Annotated in this window: 12 protein-coding genes; 11 read left to right on the forward strand and 1 reads right to left on the reverse strand. The window is 70.5% G+C overall.

The annotated features are described in order from the left end of the window. The first annotated feature begins 36 nt into the window (after positions 1–36). A complete protein-coding gene (locus KDN32_RS07955) occupies positions 37–2,325 on the forward strand; it encodes a RelA/SpoT family protein (protein WP_249216382.1) in 2,289 nt (762 codons plus the stop codon). A 184-nt stretch (positions 2,326–2,509) separates the two neighbouring features. Here the strand turns inward: KDN32_RS07955 and KDN32_RS07960 are convergent, their stop codons facing one another. Continuing rightward, positions 2,510–3,772: a DUF349 domain-containing protein gene (locus tag KDN32_RS07960; RefSeq protein ID WP_211731481.1), complete on the reverse strand. Its 1,263-nt coding sequence runs from the start codon at positions 3,770–3,772 to the stop codon at positions 2,510–2,512. A 109-nt stretch (positions 3,773–3,881) separates the two neighbouring features. Between KDN32_RS07960 and KDN32_RS07965 the strand changes: the two genes are divergently transcribed. The 10 genes from KDN32_RS07965 to KDN32_RS08010 all read left to right on the forward strand — a co-directional run bounded on the left by KDN32_RS07965 (position 3,882) and on the right by KDN32_RS08010 (position 17,907). Then, positions 3,882–4,574, forward strand: coding sequence for an MBL fold metallo-hydrolase (locus KDN32_RS07965; RefSeq protein WP_211731482.1), 693 nt, complete (start codon positions 3,882–3,884; stop codon positions 4,572–4,574). Then, complete coding sequence (hisS, locus tag KDN32_RS07970; protein WP_211731483.1) at positions 4,571–5,974, forward strand: histidine--tRNA ligase; 1,404 nt, start codon at positions 4,571–4,573, stop codon at positions 5,972–5,974. The genes KDN32_RS07965 and hisS overlap by 4 nt, the downstream gene beginning before the upstream one ends. Next, positions 5,971–7,773 carry an aspartate--tRNA ligase gene (aspS, locus tag KDN32_RS07975; protein ID WP_211731484.1) on the forward strand — a complete coding sequence of 601 codons (1,803 nt, stop codon included), beginning with the start codon at positions 5,971–5,973 and terminating at the stop codon, positions 7,771–7,773. The genes hisS and aspS overlap by 4 nt, the downstream gene beginning before the upstream one ends. A 318-nt stretch (positions 7,774–8,091) precedes the next feature. Further along, positions 8,092–9,126 (forward strand): ABC transporter permease, encoded by a 1,035-nt coding sequence (locus KDN32_RS07980; RefSeq protein ID WP_211731485.1) that lies wholly within the window; start codon positions 8,092–8,094, stop codon positions 9,124–9,126. Positions 9,127–9,208: 82 nt separating this feature from the next. Continuing rightward, positions 9,209–10,975, forward strand: a complete 1,767-nt coding sequence (locus KDN32_RS07985; RefSeq protein ID WP_211731486.1) for an ABC transporter substrate-binding protein — start codon at positions 9,209–9,211, stop codon at positions 10,973–10,975. Between the two features lie 195 nt (positions 10,976–11,170). Continuing rightward, positions 11,171–12,181 (forward strand): ABC transporter permease, encoded by a 1,011-nt coding sequence (locus KDN32_RS07990; protein WP_211731487.1) that lies wholly within the window; start codon positions 11,171–11,173, stop codon positions 12,179–12,181. An 11-nt stretch (positions 12,182–12,192) separates the two neighbouring features. Further along, positions 12,193–13,281 (forward strand): ABC transporter ATP-binding protein, encoded by a 1,089-nt coding sequence (locus KDN32_RS07995; protein ID WP_211731488.1) that lies wholly within the window; start codon positions 12,193–12,195, stop codon positions 13,279–13,281. Further along, on the forward strand, positions 13,278–14,597 hold the full coding sequence (locus tag KDN32_RS08000) for an ABC transporter ATP-binding protein (RefSeq protein ID WP_211731489.1): 1,320 nt from the start codon (positions 13,278–13,280) through the stop codon (positions 14,595–14,597). Before KDN32_RS07995 ends, KDN32_RS08000 begins: the two co-directional genes overlap by 4 nt. Positions 14,598–14,646: 49 nt before the next feature. Then, positions 14,647–16,026: a replication-associated recombination protein A gene (locus tag KDN32_RS08005; RefSeq protein ID WP_372446487.1), complete on the forward strand. Its 1,380-nt coding sequence runs from the start codon at positions 14,647–14,649 to the stop codon at positions 16,024–16,026. 102 nt (positions 16,027–16,128) lie between these two features. Continuing rightward, on the forward strand, positions 16,129–17,907 hold the full coding sequence (locus KDN32_RS08010) for an ABC transporter substrate-binding protein (RefSeq protein ID WP_211731490.1): 1,779 nt from the start codon (positions 16,129–16,131) through the stop codon (positions 17,905–17,907). Positions 17,908–17,911 lie beyond the last annotated feature (4 nt).

Genomic DNA, 17,911 nt, shown 5'->3' on the forward strand with positions numbered 1-17,911 from the left:
CCTCCGCGGCTCGTGACGGCTCACTAGACTGTGCCAATGGCAGAGGAGCAGGCGCCCGCGCAGGAGACGAGGTCGGCCCCGCTGACCGCCCGCGGCATGCGCGCCCGGCTCGCCCGGGTCGGCACCCGGCCGCCGTCGTCCAACCCGGTCCTGGAGCCGCTGTTCCGCGCCGTCCGGGCCAACCACCCCAAGGCCGACCTCGCGCTGATCGAGCGGGCGTACCACGTCGCCGACAAGTGGCACACCGGCCAGATGCGCAAGAGCGGCGACCCCTACATCACCCACCCGCTCGCGGTCACGACGATCCTCGCCGACATCGGCATGACCGAGCCGACCCTCGTCGCGGCCCTGCTCCACGACACGGTCGAGGACACGCCGTACACGCTCGACGCGCTGCGCGCCGACTTCGGCGACGAGGTCGCCCTGCTCGTCGACGGCGTCACCAAGCTCGACAAGGTGCAGTACGGCGACTCGGCGCAGGCCGAGACGATCCGCAAGATGATCGTCGCGATGGCCCGCGACATCCGGGTCCTCGTCATCAAGCTCGCCGACCGGCTCCACAACATGCGGACCCTGCGCTACGTCCCGGCGGCCTCGCAGGAGCGGTCCTCGCGCGAGACCCTCGACATCTACGCCCCGCTGGCCCACCGGCTCGGCATGAACACGCTCAAGTGGGAGCTCGAGGACCTCGCGTTCGCGACCCTCCACCCCAAGATCTACGACGAGATCGTCCGGATGGTCGCCGAGCGGGCGCCGTCGCGCGACCAGTTCCTCGCCGAGGTCGTGGCCGACATCGAGGCCGACCTCAAGTCCGCCAAGATCAACGCGAAGGTCACCGGCCGGCCGAAGCACTACTACTCGATCTACCAGAAGATGATCGTCGGCGGCCGCGACTTCTCCGACATCTACGACCTGGTCGGCATCCGCATCCTCGTCGACGAGGACCGCGACTGCTACAGCGCGCTCGGCGTGATCCACTCCCGCTGGAACCCGGTGCTGGGGCGGTTCAAGGACTACGTCGCGATGCCGAAGTTCAACATGTACCAGTCGCTGCACACGACGGTCATCGGCCCGCAGGGCAAGCCGGTCGAGGTGCAGATCCGCACCTTCTCCCAGCACCGTCGCGCGGAGTACGGCGTGGCCGCGCACTGGAAGTACAAGGAGAACAACAAGGCCGGCGTCGACACCGACAAGCTCGGCGACCAGGACGACATGACCTGGGTGCGCCAGCTGCTCGACTGGCAGAGCGAGGTCGAGGACCCGGGGGAGTTCCTGGAGTCGCTGCGCTTCGAGATGAACCAGGCGCAGGTCTACGTCTTCACGCCCCGCGGCGACGTGATCCCGCTGCCGGCGGGCTCGACGCCGGTCGACTTCGCGTACGCCGTGCACACCGAGGTCGGCCACCACACCATCGGCTCGCGGGTCAACGGCCGGCTGGTGCCGCTGGAGTCCACCCTCGACAACGGTGACGTCGTCGAGGTCTTCACCTCCAAGGCGCCCACCGCCGGCCCCTCGCGCGACTGGCTCAACTTCGTCCAGTCGCCGCGGGCGCGCTCCAAGATCCGCCAGTGGTTCACCAAGGAGCGTCGCGAGGAGGCGATCGAGCGCGGCAAGGACCAGATCGCCAAGCTGATGCGCAAGGAGGGTCTGCCCCTCAACCGCCTGATGACCCACGACGTGCTGGTGCTCGTTGCCGAGCACTTCCACCACGCCGACGTGTCCGCGCTCTACGCCGCGGTCGGCGAGGGCAACCTCAGCGCCCAGGCGGTCGTCCGGCGCGTCATCGACCTGCACGGCGGCGACGAGGGCGCGGCCGAGGACCTCGCCGAGGGCGTCACCATCACGGGCCGCTCCCGGGCGACCAAGCCCGGCCCGACCGACGCCGGCGTGATCGTGCGCGGCGTCGACGACCTGTGGGTCAAGCTCGCCAAGTGCTGCACGCCCGTCCCGCCCGACCCGATCCTCGGCTTCGTCACCAAGGGCGGCGGGGTCTCGGTGCACCGCAAGGACTGCACCAACGCCGCGAGCCTGCTCACCCAGCCCGAGCGGGTGCTGGAGGTCGAGTGGGCGCCCACCTCGCAGACGACGTTCCTGGTCAACATCCAGGTCGAGGCGCTCGACCGCGCGCGGCTGCTCTCCGACATCACGATGGCGCTCTCCGACGCCCACGTGAACATCCTCAGCGCGACGCTCTCCACCACCCGCGACCGGGTGGCCAAGAGCCGGTTCTCCTTCGAGATGGCCGACGCGGCCCACCTCGACGGCGTGCTCCGCGCCGTGCGCGCCGTGCCGGGCGTCTTCGACGCCTACCGCGTCACCGCCTGACGCCGAGTCGGCGCCAAAGTCGAGGCACAGCGCGCCGAGTCGGCGCAAGTGTCGCGACGAAAGGCGCCGAGTCGGCGCAAATGCTCCGGAACTTCAGGACATTCGCGCCGACTCGGCGGTGGTCAGGCGGACATTCGCGCCGACTCGGCGGTGGTCAGGCGGACATTCGCGCCGACTCGGCGACTCAGCCGAAGTCGGCGGCGGCCTTGCGCGCCATGTCGAGGAACGCCTGCTTGTTGGCGAGCTCGGACTCGAGGTCCTTGACCCGGCGGTCGTCACCGGCGGCCTGCGCCTTGTCGAGCCGGGCCTGGGTCTCGGCGATGCCGGCCTCGAGCTTGGAGACCATGTCGTCGGCGCGGGCGGACTTCTCCGGGTCGCTGCGGCTCCACTGCTCGTCCTCGACGGCACGGATCGCCTGCTCGACCTTGCGCATCCGGCCCTCGAGCTCCTTCATCCGGTCGCGCGGGACCTTGCCGGCGGCGTCCCAGCGGTCGGCGAGGTCGCGGAAGGCCTTCTTCGCAGCCTCGAGGTCCGTCACCGGGACGAGTGCCTCGGCCTCGACGAGGATGGCGTCCTTGACCTCGGCGTTGGCGCTGAACTCCTCGTCGAGGGCGGCGTTGGCGGCGTCGCGGGCACCGAAGAACGTGTCCTGCGCGCCGCGGAAGCGCTGCCAGAGCTGGTCGTCGACCTCGCGCGGGGCGGGCCCGGCGGCCTTCCACTCGCGCATCAGGTCGCGGTAGCGGCCCGCGGTCGGTCCCCACTCGGTGGAGGAGGAGAGCGCCTCGGCCTCGGTCGCCAGGCGCTCCTTGATGACCCGCGCGGCGTCGCGTCGCTCGTGCTCCTCGGCGAAGTGCGCCTTGCGGTGCCGGGTGTAGGTCGTGCGGGCGGTGGAGAACCGGCGCCACAGCGCGTCGTCGGTGGCCCGGTCGAGCCGGGGGAGCTCCTTCCAGGTGGACAGGAGGTCGCGCAGCCGGTTGGCGCCGTTGCGCCAGTCGGTGCCGGCGGCGAGCCGCTCGGCCTCGGCGACGAGCTGCTCCTTCTGGGCCTTGGCCTCCGCGCTCTTCTGGGCGCGCTCCTCCTTGCGGGCGGCGCGCTGGGCGGCGACGACCGGGGCGAGCGCGTCGAGGCGCGCGGCCAGCGACACGAGGTCGCCGACGGCGTGCGCGTCGACGACCTGCTCGCGCAGGGACTTGATCGAGGACCCGGCCTCCTCGGGCGCCAGCCGACCGGACGCGACGCGCTGCTCGAGGAGGTGGACCTTGCCCTCCAGCTCGTCGAAGCGCTTGGTGAAGAACTCCAGGGCCTCGGCCGGCGTGCCGGCCTCGTAGGACCCGACGGATCGCTCGCCATCGGCGGTACGGACATAGACGGTGCCGTCCTCGGCCACCCGGCCCCAGGCGTTGCCGCCGGGCGTCGAGGCGTCGTCGGACTGCTGGTCGGCGCTCATGGTCGCCCATCGTAGTCATGCCCCGGACCGGCCTCGGTAGGCTTCCGTCCGGCGGGCACCACCCGTCCGCCCGATCTGCCGCCCCCGAGCCCTGCAAGGACTGACGCCTGTGTTCATCGCTGGTTTCCCCGCCGGCCCCTGGGGGACCAACTGCTACGTCGTGGCGACGGGACCCGGCGCGGAGTGCGTCGTCATCGACCCCGGCAAGGACTCCGCAGCGGGTGTCGACCAGGTGGTGCGCGAGCACCGGCTCAAGCCGGTCAGCGTGCTGGTGACCCACGGCCACGTCGACCACATGTGGTGCGTGGCGCCGGTTGCCGGGACGTACGACGCGACGGCGTGGATCCACCCGGCCGACCGGCACCTGCTGTCCGACCCGATGGCGGGGATGAGCCGGGAGACCACCCAGATGCTGCTCGGCGGCGACTACTCGTGGGCCGAGCCCGACGACGTGCGCGAGCTGTCCGACCTCGCCGAGCTCGAACTGGCGGGCCTGCGCTTCGTGGTCGACCACACGCCCGGGCACACGGAGGGGTCGGTCACCTTCCGCTCGCCCTACGCCCAGCAGGACGTCTCCGAGGTGATGTTCTCCGGGGACCTGCTCTTCGCCGGGTCGATCGGGCGCACCGACCTCCCGGGCGGCGACCACGCCACGATGCTGCGCAGCCTGACCGACAAGGTGCTGCCCCTGGCCGACGACGTCGTCGTGCTGCCCGGCCACGGCGAGCAGACGTCGATCGGCCGCGAGCGGGCCACCAACCCGTACCTCCAGGACCTCGCTCCCAGACAGGACCTCCGATGAGCAAGATCGCCCCGCTGAGCGGGTTCCCCGAGCTGCTGCCGGCGCAGCGCGCCGTCGAGCGCGAGGTGATCGCCTCGCTGTCGCGCACCTTCGAGCTGCACGGCTTCGCCAACATCGAGACGCGGGTCGTGGAGCCGGTCGAGCGCCTCGCCAAGGGCGGCGAGGTCGACAAGGAGATCTACGTCCTGCAGCGGATCAACGCCGAGCCCGGCGCGAAGGCCGACCTCGGGCTGCACTTCGACCTCACCGTGCCGTTCGCGCGCTACGTCCTCGAGCACGCGGGGCACCTCGAGTTCCCGTTCCGTCGCTTCCAGGTCCAGCCGGCGTGGCGCGGCGAGCGGCCGCAGGAGGGCCGCTACCGCCAGTTCACCCAGGCCGACGTCGACGTCGTCGGCCGCGACGAGCTGCCGTTCCACCACGACGTGGAGGTGATGGCGGTGATGGTCGACGCGTTGTCCCGCCTCCCGATCCCGCGGGTGTCCTTCCAGTTCAACAACCGCAAGCTGATCCAGGGCTTCTACCGCGGCCTCGGGATCGACGACGTGACCGACGCGATCCGGGTGATCGACAAGCTCGACAAGCTCCCGGCCGACGAGGTCGCGCGGATGCTGGTCGAGCGCGTCGGCACCACGCCCGAGCAGGCGCAGCGCTGCCTCGACCTCGCCACGATCCGGGTCTCCGACACCTCGTTCGTGGAGACGGTGCGCGGCCTCGGCGTCACCGACGACCTGCTCGAGGAGGGACTCGCCGAGCTCGCCGCCGTGGTGGAGGGCTGCCGTGCAGTTGCCGACGGGCGGGTGGACGTGGAGGCCAACCTGCGCATCGCCCGCGGCCTCGACTACTACACCGGCACCGTCGTCGAGATCTTCATGGAGGGCTACGAGCGGCTGAAGTCGGTCGGCGGCGGAGGGCGCTACGACGCGCTCGCCAGCGACGGCCGGACGACCTACCCCGGTGTCGGCGTCTCGTTCGGCGTCTCGCGCACGCTGGTGCCGCTGATCGCCGACGGCGTGCTCGCCGGCAGCCGACCGGTGCCCAGCGCCGTCCTCGTCGCGCTCAACACCGAGGACGAGCGGGCCACGAGCGCCGCCGTCGCCTCGGCCCTCCGCGCCCGCGACGTCGCCTGCGAGGTCGCCCCCGCCCCCGCGAAGTTCGGCAAGCAGATCCGCTTCGCCGAGCGGCGCGGCATCCCGTACGTCTGGTTCGTCCAGGCCGACGCCGGCACGGGCGAGGTCCGGCACCAGGTCAAGGACATCCGCTCCGGTGATCAGGTCGACGCCGACCCTGCCACGTGGAGCCCTCCGGAGGTCGACCTCCGGCCCACCGTCATCAGCACCGTCAGTGAAGGTTTCGAGGCTCGCTCCGCTCGCACCTCAACCACCAAGGAGAACGAGAAGTGATTCGCACCCATGACGCCGGCGCCCTGCGCGCCGACCACGTCGGCCAGACCGTCACGCTCGCCGGGTGGGTGGCGCGACGGCGCGACCACGGCGGCGTCGCGTTCCTGGACCTCCGCGAGGCCAGCGGCGTCGTGCAGGTCGTCGTGCGCGACGAGGACGTCGCCCACAGCCTGCGCAGCGAGTACTGCCTGAAGGTCACCGGCGAGGTCGTCGCCCGCAAGGCCGGCAACGAGAACCCCAACCTCGCGACCGGTGACATCGAGGTCGTGGCCACCGACGTCGAGGTGCTCTCGGAGTCGGCGCCGCTGCCGTTCCCGATCGACGACCACGTGGAGGTGGGGGAGGAAGCGCGCCTCAAGCACCGCTACCTCGACCTGCGCCGCTCGGGCCCCAACGCCGCCCTGCGCCTGCGCAGCAAGATCAACAAGGCCGCGCGCGACGTCCTCGACGAGCGCGGCTTCGTCGAGGTGGAGACCCCCACTCTGACCCGGTCGACCCCCGAGGGTGCCCGCGACTTCCTGGTGCCGGCGCGCCTCGCGCCCGGCAGCTGGTACGCCCTCCCGCAGAGCCCGCAGCTGTTCAAGCAGCTGCTGATGGTCGGCGGCATGGAGCGCTACTTCCAGATCGCACGCTGCTACCGCGACGAGGACTTCCGCGCCGACCGACAGCCGGAGTTCACCCAGCTCGACATCGAGATGAGCTTCGTGGACCAGGAGGACGTCATCGAGCTGATGGAGGACGTCCTCGAGGCGATGTGGGCGCAGGCCGGCCACACCATCGAGCGCCCGCTGCCCCGGATGACCTACGCCGAGGCGATGCAGAAGTACGGCTCGGACAAGCCCGACCTGCGGATGGGCCTCGAGCTGGTCGAGTGCACCGACTACTTCAAGGACACCACGTTCCGGGTCTTCTCCCCTGAGAACGCCGACTACGTCGGTGCGGTCGTGATGCCCGGCGGCGGCAGCCAGCCGCGCCGGCAGTTCGACGCCTGGCAGGACTGGGCCAGGCAGCGCGGCGCGAAGGGCCTGGCCTACGTCACGATCGCCGAGGACGGCGAGCTCGGCGGCCCGGTCGCGAAGAACCTCACCGACGCCGAGCGCGAGGGCCTGGCCGCACACGTCGGCGCCGCACCCGGCGACTGCATCTTCTTCGCCGCCGGACCGGTCAAGAGCAGCCGCGCGCTGCTCGGCGCGGCGCGACTGGAGATCGGTCGGCGCGGCGGCATGCTGGACGACTCGACCTTCGCCTTCACCTGGGTGGTCGACGCGCCGCTGTTCGAGCCGAGCTCGGACGCAGTGGCCAGCGGCGACGTCGCGGTCGGCGCCGGAGCGTGGACGGCCGTCCACCACGCGTTCACGAGCCCCAAGCCGGAGTACCTCGACACCTTCGACACCGACCCCGGCACCGCGCTGGCCTACGCCTACGACATCGTCTGCAACGGCAACGAGCTCGGCGGCGGGTCGATCCGTATCCACCGCGGTGACGTCCAGAAGCGCGTCTTCCAGGTGATGGGGCTCAGCGAGGAGGAGTCGCAGGAGAAGTTCGGCTTCCTGCTCGACGCCTTCAAGTACGGCGCGCCCCCGCACGGCGGCATCGCGGTCGGCATGGACCGGATCGTGGCGATGCTCGCCGGCAGCGACTCGATCCGCGACGTCATCGCGTTCCCGAAGTCGGGCGGCGGCTACGACCCGCTGACCGCGGCGCCCGCGCCGATCACCCCCGAGCAGCGCAAGGAGGCCGGCGTCGACGCGAAGCCGGCGGCGCCCGCGCCCGCCGGGGGCGCGGACGCACCCGCCTGACAGGCGTCCCCTGCCGCCTCGGAGCCGCCCCTGAGTGGCGCCTGCGACAGCGCCCCCGCAGCCCCGGGACCCCGGGGCTGCGGGGGCGTCGTCGCGTGGAAGGACCTGCCTCCCACGCGCCTCTGCGACGGAGGACGTCCCGTCCGATGACCGAACGGCGTGAGGTTTGCCGGACACCGCGGACGAACGCGTCGTAACGCGATCGTTACCGGTCGGTGATCGTGCGTGCGGCGCGGGTCACATAGAGTCCCGTTCGGCGCAGGGGCCCGGGGGACCCTCGGACCGCGCCGCGAAAGTCCCGAACCAGATGGGGAGAGCATGTCGGCAGAGACCGCAGGACCGGAGACGCTCGGCTCGATGAGCCAGGAGCCGGACCACCAGGATCCCAACAGCCAGCAGGCGAAGGAGATCTCGGGCAAGTCCCCCCTCCGGATCGCGTTGGGTCGACTCGCCAAGGACAAGATTGCGGTCGTGTGCGCCGTGGTCGTGCTGTTCTTCGTGATCTGCGCCGTGTTCGCCGGCCCGATCGCCAACCTCTTCGGCGTCAGCCTCGAGACCCCGCTCGCCAGTGAGCGCGTCGACGGCCTCAACAACTCGCTGCCGCTGCCGGAGATGGGCCCGCCGAACGGCCCGTTCACCTGGGACCACCCGATGGGTGTCGCCCCGCAGACCGGCAACGACAACCTCGCCTACTGGCTCTACGGCTGCCGCACCTCGCTGCTGATCGCCACGGTCGCCACGCTGGTCGCGAGCCTCGTCGGCGTGATCGTCGGCCTGCTGGCCGGCTTCCTCGGCGGCGCGATCGACAAGGTGCTGTCGTTCTTCATCGACATGTTCCTGACGATCCCGTTCCTGCTGGCCGCGCTGACCCTGGCGCCGATCCTCAACGAGCGGTTCAACCTCTCGGACAACTACCAGACCATTCAGAAGCTCAGCCTGGTCGCCGTCCTGGCGCTCTTCGGCTGGATGGGCACCGCGCGCCTGATCCGCGGTGAGGTCCTCGCGCTGCGCGAGCGCGAGTTCGTGCAGGCGGCCCGCGTGATGGGCATGCCGACCTCCCGCATCCTGTTCAAGGAGCTCCTGCCCAACCTGGCGGCGCCGATCATCATCAGCGTGTCGCTGATGCTGCCCTCGTTCGTCGCCGCCGAGGCCGGCCTGGCCTACCTCGGCATCGGTGTCTCCGACGGCATCTCGTGGGGCCAGACGATCCTGCGGGCCGCGACCCCGACCTACTTCCGTGACTACCCCCAGTTCCTGTGGCAGCCGCTCCTCGGCATCGTCGCCCTGGTGCTGGCCCTCAACCTCCTCGGCGACGCGATCCGCGACGCCCTGGACCCCAAGACCCGCCGCTGAGCCTCGGGGCTCCTGACTCGGGACCACGCACGTCGCCGGAGACGCCGTCCTCGGTGAGAACAAAAAGGAAAGGCTGGACAGCATGAAGCGGAACAAGCCGCTCGCACTCGTCGCTGGCGCCGCTCTCCTGACCCTTGCTGCCTGTGGCGGCGGGTCGGACGACGGTGGCTCCACCGGCGGGGAGAAGCGAGAGTTCGGCGAGCAGACCGGAGGCACGAAGGACGCCGGGGCCCAGGGTCCTGCTGCCGAGATCGACGGCGCCACGGCCGGTGGGACCATCACGGTCTACCTGCCCGGCGACCCCGGTCCGGACACGCTCGACCCGACTGCCGGATGGTCGGTCACCGGCAACTCGATCCAGCAGGCTCTCACCAGCCGCTCGCTGACCCAGTACAAGCGCGGCGACGACGGCCAGCCCGTCCTGGTCCCGGACCTCGCCACCGACCTGGGCACGCCCAACGACGACTACACCGAGTGGACGTTCACCATCCGTGACGACGCCACGTGGGAGGACGGCAAGCCCGTCACCGCGGAGGAGGTCGCCTTCGGCATCTGCCGCTCGCTGGACTCCGAGGCGTTCCCGTCCGGTCCCGGCACCGAGTACTCGAAGGCCTACTTCGACGGTGCGGCCGACTACGAGGGCCCCTACACCGGCAAGGACCCCAACTGCGAGAAGTGGTCGGGCATCTCGGTCGACGGCCAGGACATCACCATCAAGATGGCCAAGCCGTTCCCGGACATGGACTACTGGGGCGCCTTCATGGCGATGGGCCCGGCCCCGCTGGGCAACGCGTCCAAGCCGCCGAACTACGGCACCAAGCCGCTGTCCAACGGCCCCTACAAGGTCGACAGCTACAAGCCCAACGAGGAGCTCGTCCTCGTCAAGAACGACCAGTGGTCCGCTGACTCCGACCCGGCCCGTCACCAGTACGCCGACGAGTTCGTGTTCAAGTTCAACCAGGACCAGGCCAAGGTCGACGAGATCATGCTGTCGGACAACTCCGACAGCCAGACCGCCGTCTCCACCGGCCTCGGCTCGGACAAGTACAACGACGCCAACGGCCAGCTCGGCGACCGCCTGGTGCAGCAGACCTCGCAGTGTGTCTCCACGCTGACGCCTGACTACACCAAGATCGACGACATCCGCGTCCGCAAGGCCCTCGCCTACGCGTACCCGTACCGCGACGTGTGGATCGCCGGCGGTGAGGTTCCGGACGTGACCCGCATCCCGGCCAACTCGGTCATGCCTCCCGGCATGGCGGGCAAGAAGGACTTCCAGGTCGACGGTGAGCAGATCACCTACGACCCGGAGAAGGCGAAGGCCCTCCTGGAGGAGGCCGGCGTCGAGATGCCGTACCCGATCACCATGATCTACTACGAGGTCGACCCGCTGGCCAAGGCCACCCAGGACCAGATCACCAAGGGCTTCGAGGCCTCCGGCTTCTCGGTCAAGGCCATCCCGGTCCAGGAGTCGCCCTACAACGTGTGGCTCGACCCCGACAACAAGGTCAACAAGACCCTCAACCTCCGTGGCGTCAACTGGTGCTCGGACTGGCCGGCCGGCTCGACCATGATCCCGCCGCTGCTGAAGACCGACGCCGTCTACAACACCGCGGGCTTCTCCGAGTCCTCGGTCGACGACGAGATGGACAACATCGCCACCCTCCCGCTCGAGGACCAGGCCGACGCCTGGGGCGCGCTGGACGAGAAGATCATGACGGACTACTTCCCGATCATCCCGACCGCGTTCCGCAACGACCTGTTCGTGTTCGGCACCAAGGTCGGCAACCCGACCGGTGACGGCTCGATCGGTGCGCCGAACTACAAGGACCTGTACGTGATGCAGTGATCCCGGCGCTCCCCGGGGCCTGGCCACGGCCCGGCCCCGGGGGCACCCGCTCCACCTGAGCACCCGAGCACCACCCAAGCAACACTGACGTGTGGGGGTTCCCGATCCGGGGACCCCCACACGGCAGCGCGGACCCAGTAGGCTTCCTGCCTCGGGGGGTCCGACTCATCCACCATCCCCGGAGAGTGACCTGCGATGTTCGCGTATATCGTGAAGAGGCTGATCTCGGGAGTCCTCGTCGTGACGCTGGTCTCGATGGCGATCTTCCTGCTGTTCTGGTACGGACCCTCGAGTCCGGCCCAGCCGATCTGCGACCGAGAGACCAGCAACCGGTGCACCCAGGCGAAGCTGGCGACCTACGAGAAGACCCTGGGCTACAACAACCCGGTCTACGAGGAGTACGGCAAGTATGTCTCCGGCATCTTCGTCGGACGCACCCTCACGATCGCCTCGAACGACTACCGGTGCGACGCCCCCTGCCTGGGCCTGAGCTACCGCACCAAGCAGCCGGTCAAGGAGGAGCTGGTCGACCGCATGCCGGCGACGTTCTCCGTGGCCATCGGCGGCGCCTTCCTCTACCTGCTCTTCGGCATCCCGATCGGGGTGGCGGCGGCCAGACGCCGCGGCTCGGTCTCCGACAAGGCGCTCGTCTCGAGCTTCCTGTTCATCAGCTCGATCCCGTACTACCTGTTCGCGCTGCTGACCTGGCTCTACCTGACCATCACCTTCCAGGTGCCGCTCTTCAGCGACACCGGCTACTTCTCACCGATCGGTGACGGGCCGTGGAAGTGGTTCAGCGGCATGTTCCTGGCGTGGGTCGCGCTCGGCATCTTCGGGTGCACGCAGTACACCCGTTTCACCCGCGGCGCGATGGTCGAGGCGCTGAGCGAGGACTACATCCGCACCGCCAAGGCCAAGGGCCTGCCCACGCGGACCATCGTCTACAAGCACGGCCTGCGCGCCGCCCTGGTGCCCGTCGTCACCATCTTCGGCATCGACTTCGGCACCCTGCTGGCCGGCACGATCTTCACCGAGCGCATCTTCGAGATCCAGGGCATCGGCTACTGGAGCCTCCAGGCGGTGCAGGGCAAGGACCTGCCGGTCGTGCAGGCCACCGCCCTGTTCAGCGCCGTCGTCCTGATCATCTCCAACCTGCTCGTGGACGTCGTCTACTCCGTCCTCGACCCGAGGGTGAGGCTCTCGTGACCAGTGTTCCCATGACCCAGACCAGCGCCGCCGCGGCGGCCGAGTCCGACGGTCCGTTCCTCGTCGTCGAGGACCTGAAGGTGACCTTCCCGACCGAGGACGGCCCGGTGACCGCGGTGAGCGGGCTGAGCTATTCGGTGGAGCGGGGCAAGACCCTCGGCATCGTCGGCGAGTCCGGCTCCGGCAAGTCCGTGTCCAGCATGGCCGTGATGGGCCTGCACGACGCGAAGTCGGCCCAGATCTCCGGCTCGATCCGCGTCGGCGGCACCGAGGTCGTCGGCCTCAGCGAGTCGCGCATGCGCGGCCTGCGCGGCAACGCGATGGCGATGATCTTCCAGGACGCGCTCGCCGCGCTGCACCCCTTCTACAAGATCGGCAAGCAGCTCGAGGAGGCCTACCTCGTCCACCACTCGGGCGCCTCCAAGCGCGACGCCCGTCGCAAGGCGATCGAGATGCTCGACCGCGTCGGCATCCCGCAGCCGGACCGTCGCGTGGACGACTTCCCGCACCAGTTCTCCGGCGGCATGCGCCAGCGCGCGATGATCGCGATGGGCCTCATCAACGACCCGTCGCTGCTGATCGCCGACGAGCCGACCACCGCGCTCGACGTGACGGTGCAGGCGCAGATCCTCGACCTGCTCCAGGACCTGCAGCGCGAGTTCAACTCGGCCGTCATCATCATCACCCACGACCTCGGCGTGATCGCCGAGATGGCCGACGACGTCCTCGTGATGTACGCCGGTCGCTGCGTGGAGTACGGCACGGCCAAGCAGATCCTCACCACGCCCGAGATGCCCTACACCTGGGGCCTGCTCTCGAGCATCCCGGACGTCAGCGCCTCCACCGACGCGCGCCTGATCCCGATCCCGGGCAACCCGCCCAGCCTGCTGCGGCCGCCGTCGGGCTGCTCGTTCCACCCGCGTTGCGTGCACTCCGACAAGGTCGCCGGTGACCTGTGCAGCACCCAGCTCCCCGAGCTGCTCCCGGCCAGCTCGGGCACGGCGCACCTCAAGCGGTGCCACCTCGCCGACCCCGTCGGGGTCTACCAGACCGAGGTGCTGCCCGAGATCGCCCCCGACCTCGTCGAGGAGACCCGATGACCCAGGACCCCAACGCCCGCGCCTCGATCGAGCCCACCGAGGTGGGCGCCAACGCGGCCGAGACCGGTGACCGCGTGCTCGACGACCGTCACGACCTGACGGAGGACCACGAGCTCGCCCACGAGAACCTGGACCTCGCCGACCTGGGTCGTGCCGCCAGCGAGCTCGACCCGGACGCCCCGGCGGTGCTGACCGTCGACAACCTGAAGATGTACTTCCCGGTGAAGTCGTCCGGCCTGGTGCGCCGCACCATCGGCCACGTGCAGGCGGTCGACGGGATCTCGTTCGAGGTGCCCAAGGGTGGGTCGCTCGGCATGGTCGGCGAGTCCGGCTGCGGCAAGTCGACGACCGGTCGCCTCATCACCCGGCTCTACAAGCCCACGGGCGGGTCGATGATGTTCGACGGCCAGGACCTGGCCAAGCTCTCCAACCGCGAGATGAAGCCGCTGCGCCGCGACGTGCAGATGATCTTCCAGGACCCCTACACCTCGCTCAACCCGCGCCACACGGTCGGCACGATCGTCGGTGCGCCGCTCGAGGTGCACAACGTCGTCCCGAAGAACCAGGTCCTCAAGCGGGTCCAGGAGCTGCTCGAGGTCGTGGGCCTCAACCCCGAGCACTACAACCGCTACCCCAACGAGTTCTCCGGCGGCCAGCGCCAGCGCATCGGCATCGCCCGTGCGCTGACGCTCAACCCGAAGGTCCTCGTGGCCGACGAGCCGGTCTCCGCGCTCGACGTGTCGATCCAGGCGCAGGTGGTCAACCTGCTCCAGGACATCCAGCGCGAGTTCGACGTGGCGTTCCTCTTCATCGCCCACGACCTGGCGATCGTGCGCCACTTCTGCCCGGAGATCGCGGTCATGTACCTCGGCAAGATCGTCGAGATCGGTGACCGCGAGACCATCTACGGCCGCCCGCACCACCCCTACACCCAGGCGCTGCTGTCCGCGGTGCCCGACGTGAAGCAGGCGGCGGTCGGTGGTCGGCGCGAGCGGATCCGGCTCGAGGGCGACGTCCCGAGCCCCATCAACCCGCCGTCGGGCTGTCGCTTCCGGACCCGCTGCCAGTTCGCGCAGGAGATCTGCGCGAAGGTGGAGCCGCCGCTGCTCCAGATCGGCTCGCGCCACAAGGTCGCCTGCCACTTCGCCGGCGAGCTCGGTGCCCACCCGGCGACGCCGGTGACGACCGAGCTGCTCGGTGTCGACGACCAGGGCAGCCCGGTCCCCGGAGCCGTGCCGTCGAACACGCAGCTCACCATCCCGGGCTACGAGAAGACCTGGTACGACCTGAAGACCAAGCAGACCACCGGGGCCTGACCCGGGTCCCGGTCCCGGCCACCGAGCCGGGACTGGGATACTCGGTCGCGTGGACGGCCTGTTCGAGATTCCGGGCGCGGGGCAACCCGCGCCCGGTTCCGTGTCCGGGGGAGACCCGGGCGCCGGGTCCCTCGGAGCCAACACGTTCGCCTCGGCGCCGCTCGCGGTGCGGATGCGACCGCGGACGATCGACGAGCTCGTCGGCCAGCAGCAGCTGCGCGCGGCGGGCTCACCGCTGCGCCGGCTGGTCGAGGGCGACCAGTCGATGTCGCTCCTGCTCTGGGGTCCGCCCGGGACCGGCAAGACGACGATCGCGGCGATCGTCAGCCAGCAGACCCGCCGCCGGTTCGTCGAGGTCTCGGCGGTCGCGGCCGGGGTGAAGGAGGTGCGGGCCGCGATCGACGGCGCCCGCGCCGAGCTGGTGCGCAGCGGCCAGGAGACGGTGCTGTTCGTCGACGAGGTCCACCGCTTCACCAAGGCCCAGCAGGACGCCCTGCTGCCGGGGGTGGAGAACCGCTGGGTGACCCTCATCGCCGCCACGACGGAGAACCCCTTCTTCTCCGTCATCAGCCCGCTGCTCTCGCGCAGCCTGCTGCTGCGCCTGCAGTCGCTCACCGACGACGACGTCGCCGAGGTGATCGACCAGGCCGTCGCCGACGAGCGCGGCCTGGGCGGCTCGACCACGCTGGACGACGACGCGCGCGACCACCTCGTACGTTTCGCGGGCGGGGACGCGCGTCGTGCGCTGACCTACCTCGAGGCGGCGGCCGGGGCGGCGGCGAGCAACGGCCAGGACGCCATCGACCTCGCGACCGCCGAGACCGCCGTCGACCAGGCTGCTGTGCGCTACGACCGCCAGGGCGACCAGCACTACGACGTCATCAGCGCGTTCATCAAGTCGATCCGGGGCTCCGACCCCGACGCGGCGCTCCACTACCTCGCCCGGATGATCGAGGCGGGGGAGGACCCGCGGTTCATCGCTCGCCGGCTCGTGGTGCACGCCAGCGAGGACATCGGCCTGGCCGACCCCACCGCGCTCCAGGCCGCGGTCGCCGCTGCGCAGGCGGTCCAGCTGATCGGGATGCCCGAGGCCCGGATCAACCTCGCCCAGGCCACCATCCACCTCGCCGTCGCGCCGAAGTCCAACGCGGTGATCACCGCCATCGACGCGGCCATCTCCGACGTCCGCGCCGGGAAGATCGGCCAGGTGCCGGCCCACCTGCGCGACGCCCACTACGGCGGTGCGAAGGACCTCGGCCACGGGAAGGGCTACGCGTACCCCCACGACGAGCCCTACGGCGTCGTCGAGCAGCAGTACCTCCCGGACGCGCTCGCCGACGCGAGCTACTACACCCCGACCAGCCTGGGCGCCGAGGCCGGCGTGCGGGAGCGGTGGGAGCGGGTGCGCCGGATCGTACGTGGCCGGTAGCACACCACCCGGTCGACCGATGTCTGCGCGGAGCCGCCCCTCTCGTGATGGACTTCCTCCGGTGACCGGACGGACCGGCCTCGACGGGGGAAGAGCAGCACGATGACCAGGACCAGGCCGCTGGCAGTCCTCACGACCGGAGCCGCGCTGCTCGCGCTGGCCTCCTGCTGGGGCGGCCCGGGCGACCCCGACGACCGCGACCGACCGGAGTCCGAGCGGCTGTTCGTCGAGACCGGCCCCGCCGTGAAGGACGCCACGAGGACCGGTCCCGCCGTCCCGGTCCCGGGCGCCGACGAGGGCGGCACGCTCACGGTCTACCTGCCGGGCGCGCCGGGTCCGGACACCCTCGATCCCTCGGGCGCGTTGTCGGCTGTGGGCAACCCGATCCAGCAGGGGCTCGTCAGCCGCTCGCTGACCCAGTACGCGCGCGGCGAGGACGGCGGCGCCGTGCTGGTGCCCGACCTCGCCACCGACCTGGGCCGCCACAACGACGACTACACCGAGTGGACCTTCACCATCCGCGACGACGCGACGTGGGAGGACGGCTCGCCCGTCACCGCCGAGGAGGTGGCCTTCGGGATCTGCCGCTCCCTCGACATCGAGGAGTTCTCCCACGGCCCCGGGAGCGAGTACGCCCGCACCTACTTCCTCGGGGCCGACGGCTACGACGGTCCCTACGCGGGCGACGACCCGGACTGCGCGGACTGGGACGGCATCTCGGTCGACGGGCAGGACCTCACGATCCGGATGTCCCGACCGTTCCCCGACATGGACTACTACGGCGCCTTCATGGCGATGGGCCCGGTGCCGCTCGGCGACGCCTCGGACCCGGTGGCGTACCGCCAGCGACCGCTCGCCAACGGGCCCTACGAGGTGGAGCGCTGGGACCCCTACGAGCAGCTGGTGCTGGTGCGCAACGAGGAGTGGGACGCCGCGTCCGACCCGGCACGCCACCAGTACCCCGAGCGCTGGGTCTTCAAGTTCACCCAGGACCAGGCCAAGGTCGACGAGATCATGCTGTCCGGCAGCCCCCGCGGTCGTGACGCGCTGTCCACCTCGGTCGGCTCGGGTCGCTACCGGGAGGCCGAGCGCCTGCTCGGGGACCGGCTGGTGCAGACGCCCACCAGCTGCGTCGCGACCGTGACGCCCGACTACACGAAGATCACCGACGTGCGGGTGCGCCGCGCGCTGGCCTACGCCTTCCCCTACGAGGACGTCTGGCAGGCGGCGGGCGAGGTCGCCAACGTGACGCGGGTGCGCGCTCACTCGCTGATGCCGCCAGGCATGCCCGGGCACCGTGACGTGCAGGTCGGCGAGGAAGTCATCACCTACGACCCTGCCCACGCCCGCGAGCTCCTCGCCGAGGCGGGCTACGCCGACGAGCCCTACCCGCTCACGATGATCTACTTCGAGCTCGACCCGCAGGTCCGTGCCGCCCAGGACCAGGTCACCACCGGACTGGAGGCAGGCGGCTTCTCGGTGAAGGCGATCCCCGTCCAGGAGTCGCCGTACGACACCTGGCTCAACCCGGACGACGAGCTGGACCGGAGGCTCAACGTCCGGGCCGCCAACGTGTGCCCGGGATGGCCCGGCGGATCCGCGCTGCTGCCGACCCTGCTTCGCACGGGCGCGACCTTCAACACCGCGCGCTTCTCCGAGCCGTCGGTCGACGACGAGATGGACCGGATCGCGACCCTGCCGATCGACGAGCAGGCCGACGCGTGGGCCGACCTCGAGCGGGAGGTGATGGAGCGCTGGTTCCCGGTGGTGCCGGTCGCCGACATCAACCGGCTGTTCGCGTTCGGGACCGGCGTCGGCAACCCCAGCGGCGACTCCTCGATGGGGACGCCCAACTACAAGGACCTCTACGTCGAGCGCTGACCGG

Source organism: Nocardioides palaemonis, assembly GCF_018275325.1.
Taxonomy (GTDB): domain Bacteria; phylum Actinomycetota; class Actinomycetes; order Propionibacteriales; family Nocardioidaceae; genus Nocardioides; species Nocardioides palaemonis.

Bases quoted from the DNA above. Each gene is read 5' to 3' on its own strand.
- KDN32_RS07955 (WP_249216382.1), top strand. From the start codon at position 37: ATGGCAGAGGAGCAGGCGCCCGCGCAGGAGACGAGGTCGGCCCCGCTG.
- KDN32_RS07960 (WP_211731481.1), bottom strand. From the start codon at position 3,772: ATGAGCGCCGACCAGCAGTCCGACGACGCCTCGACGCCCGGCGGCAAC.
- hisS (WP_211731483.1), top strand. From the start codon at position 4,571: ATGAGCAAGATCGCCCCGCTGAGCGGGTTCCCCGAGCTGCTGCCGGCG.
- KDN32_RS07980 (WP_211731485.1), top strand. From the start codon at position 8,092: ATGTCGGCAGAGACCGCAGGACCGGAGACGCTCGGCTCGATGAGCCAG.
- KDN32_RS07985 (WP_211731486.1), top strand. From the start codon at position 9,209: ATGAAGCGGAACAAGCCGCTCGCACTCGTCGCTGGCGCCGCTCTCCTG.
- KDN32_RS07990 (WP_211731487.1), top strand. From the start codon at position 11,171: ATGTTCGCGTATATCGTGAAGAGGCTGATCTCGGGAGTCCTCGTCGTG.
- KDN32_RS07995 (WP_211731488.1), top strand. From the start codon at position 12,193: ATGACCCAGACCAGCGCCGCCGCGGCGGCCGAGTCCGACGGTCCGTTC.
- KDN32_RS08000 (WP_211731489.1), top strand. From the start codon at position 13,278: ATGACCCAGGACCCCAACGCCCGCGCCTCGATCGAGCCCACCGAGGTG.
- KDN32_RS08010 (WP_211731490.1), top strand. From the start codon at position 16,129: ATGACCAGGACCAGGCCGCTGGCAGTCCTCACGACCGGAGCCGCGCTG.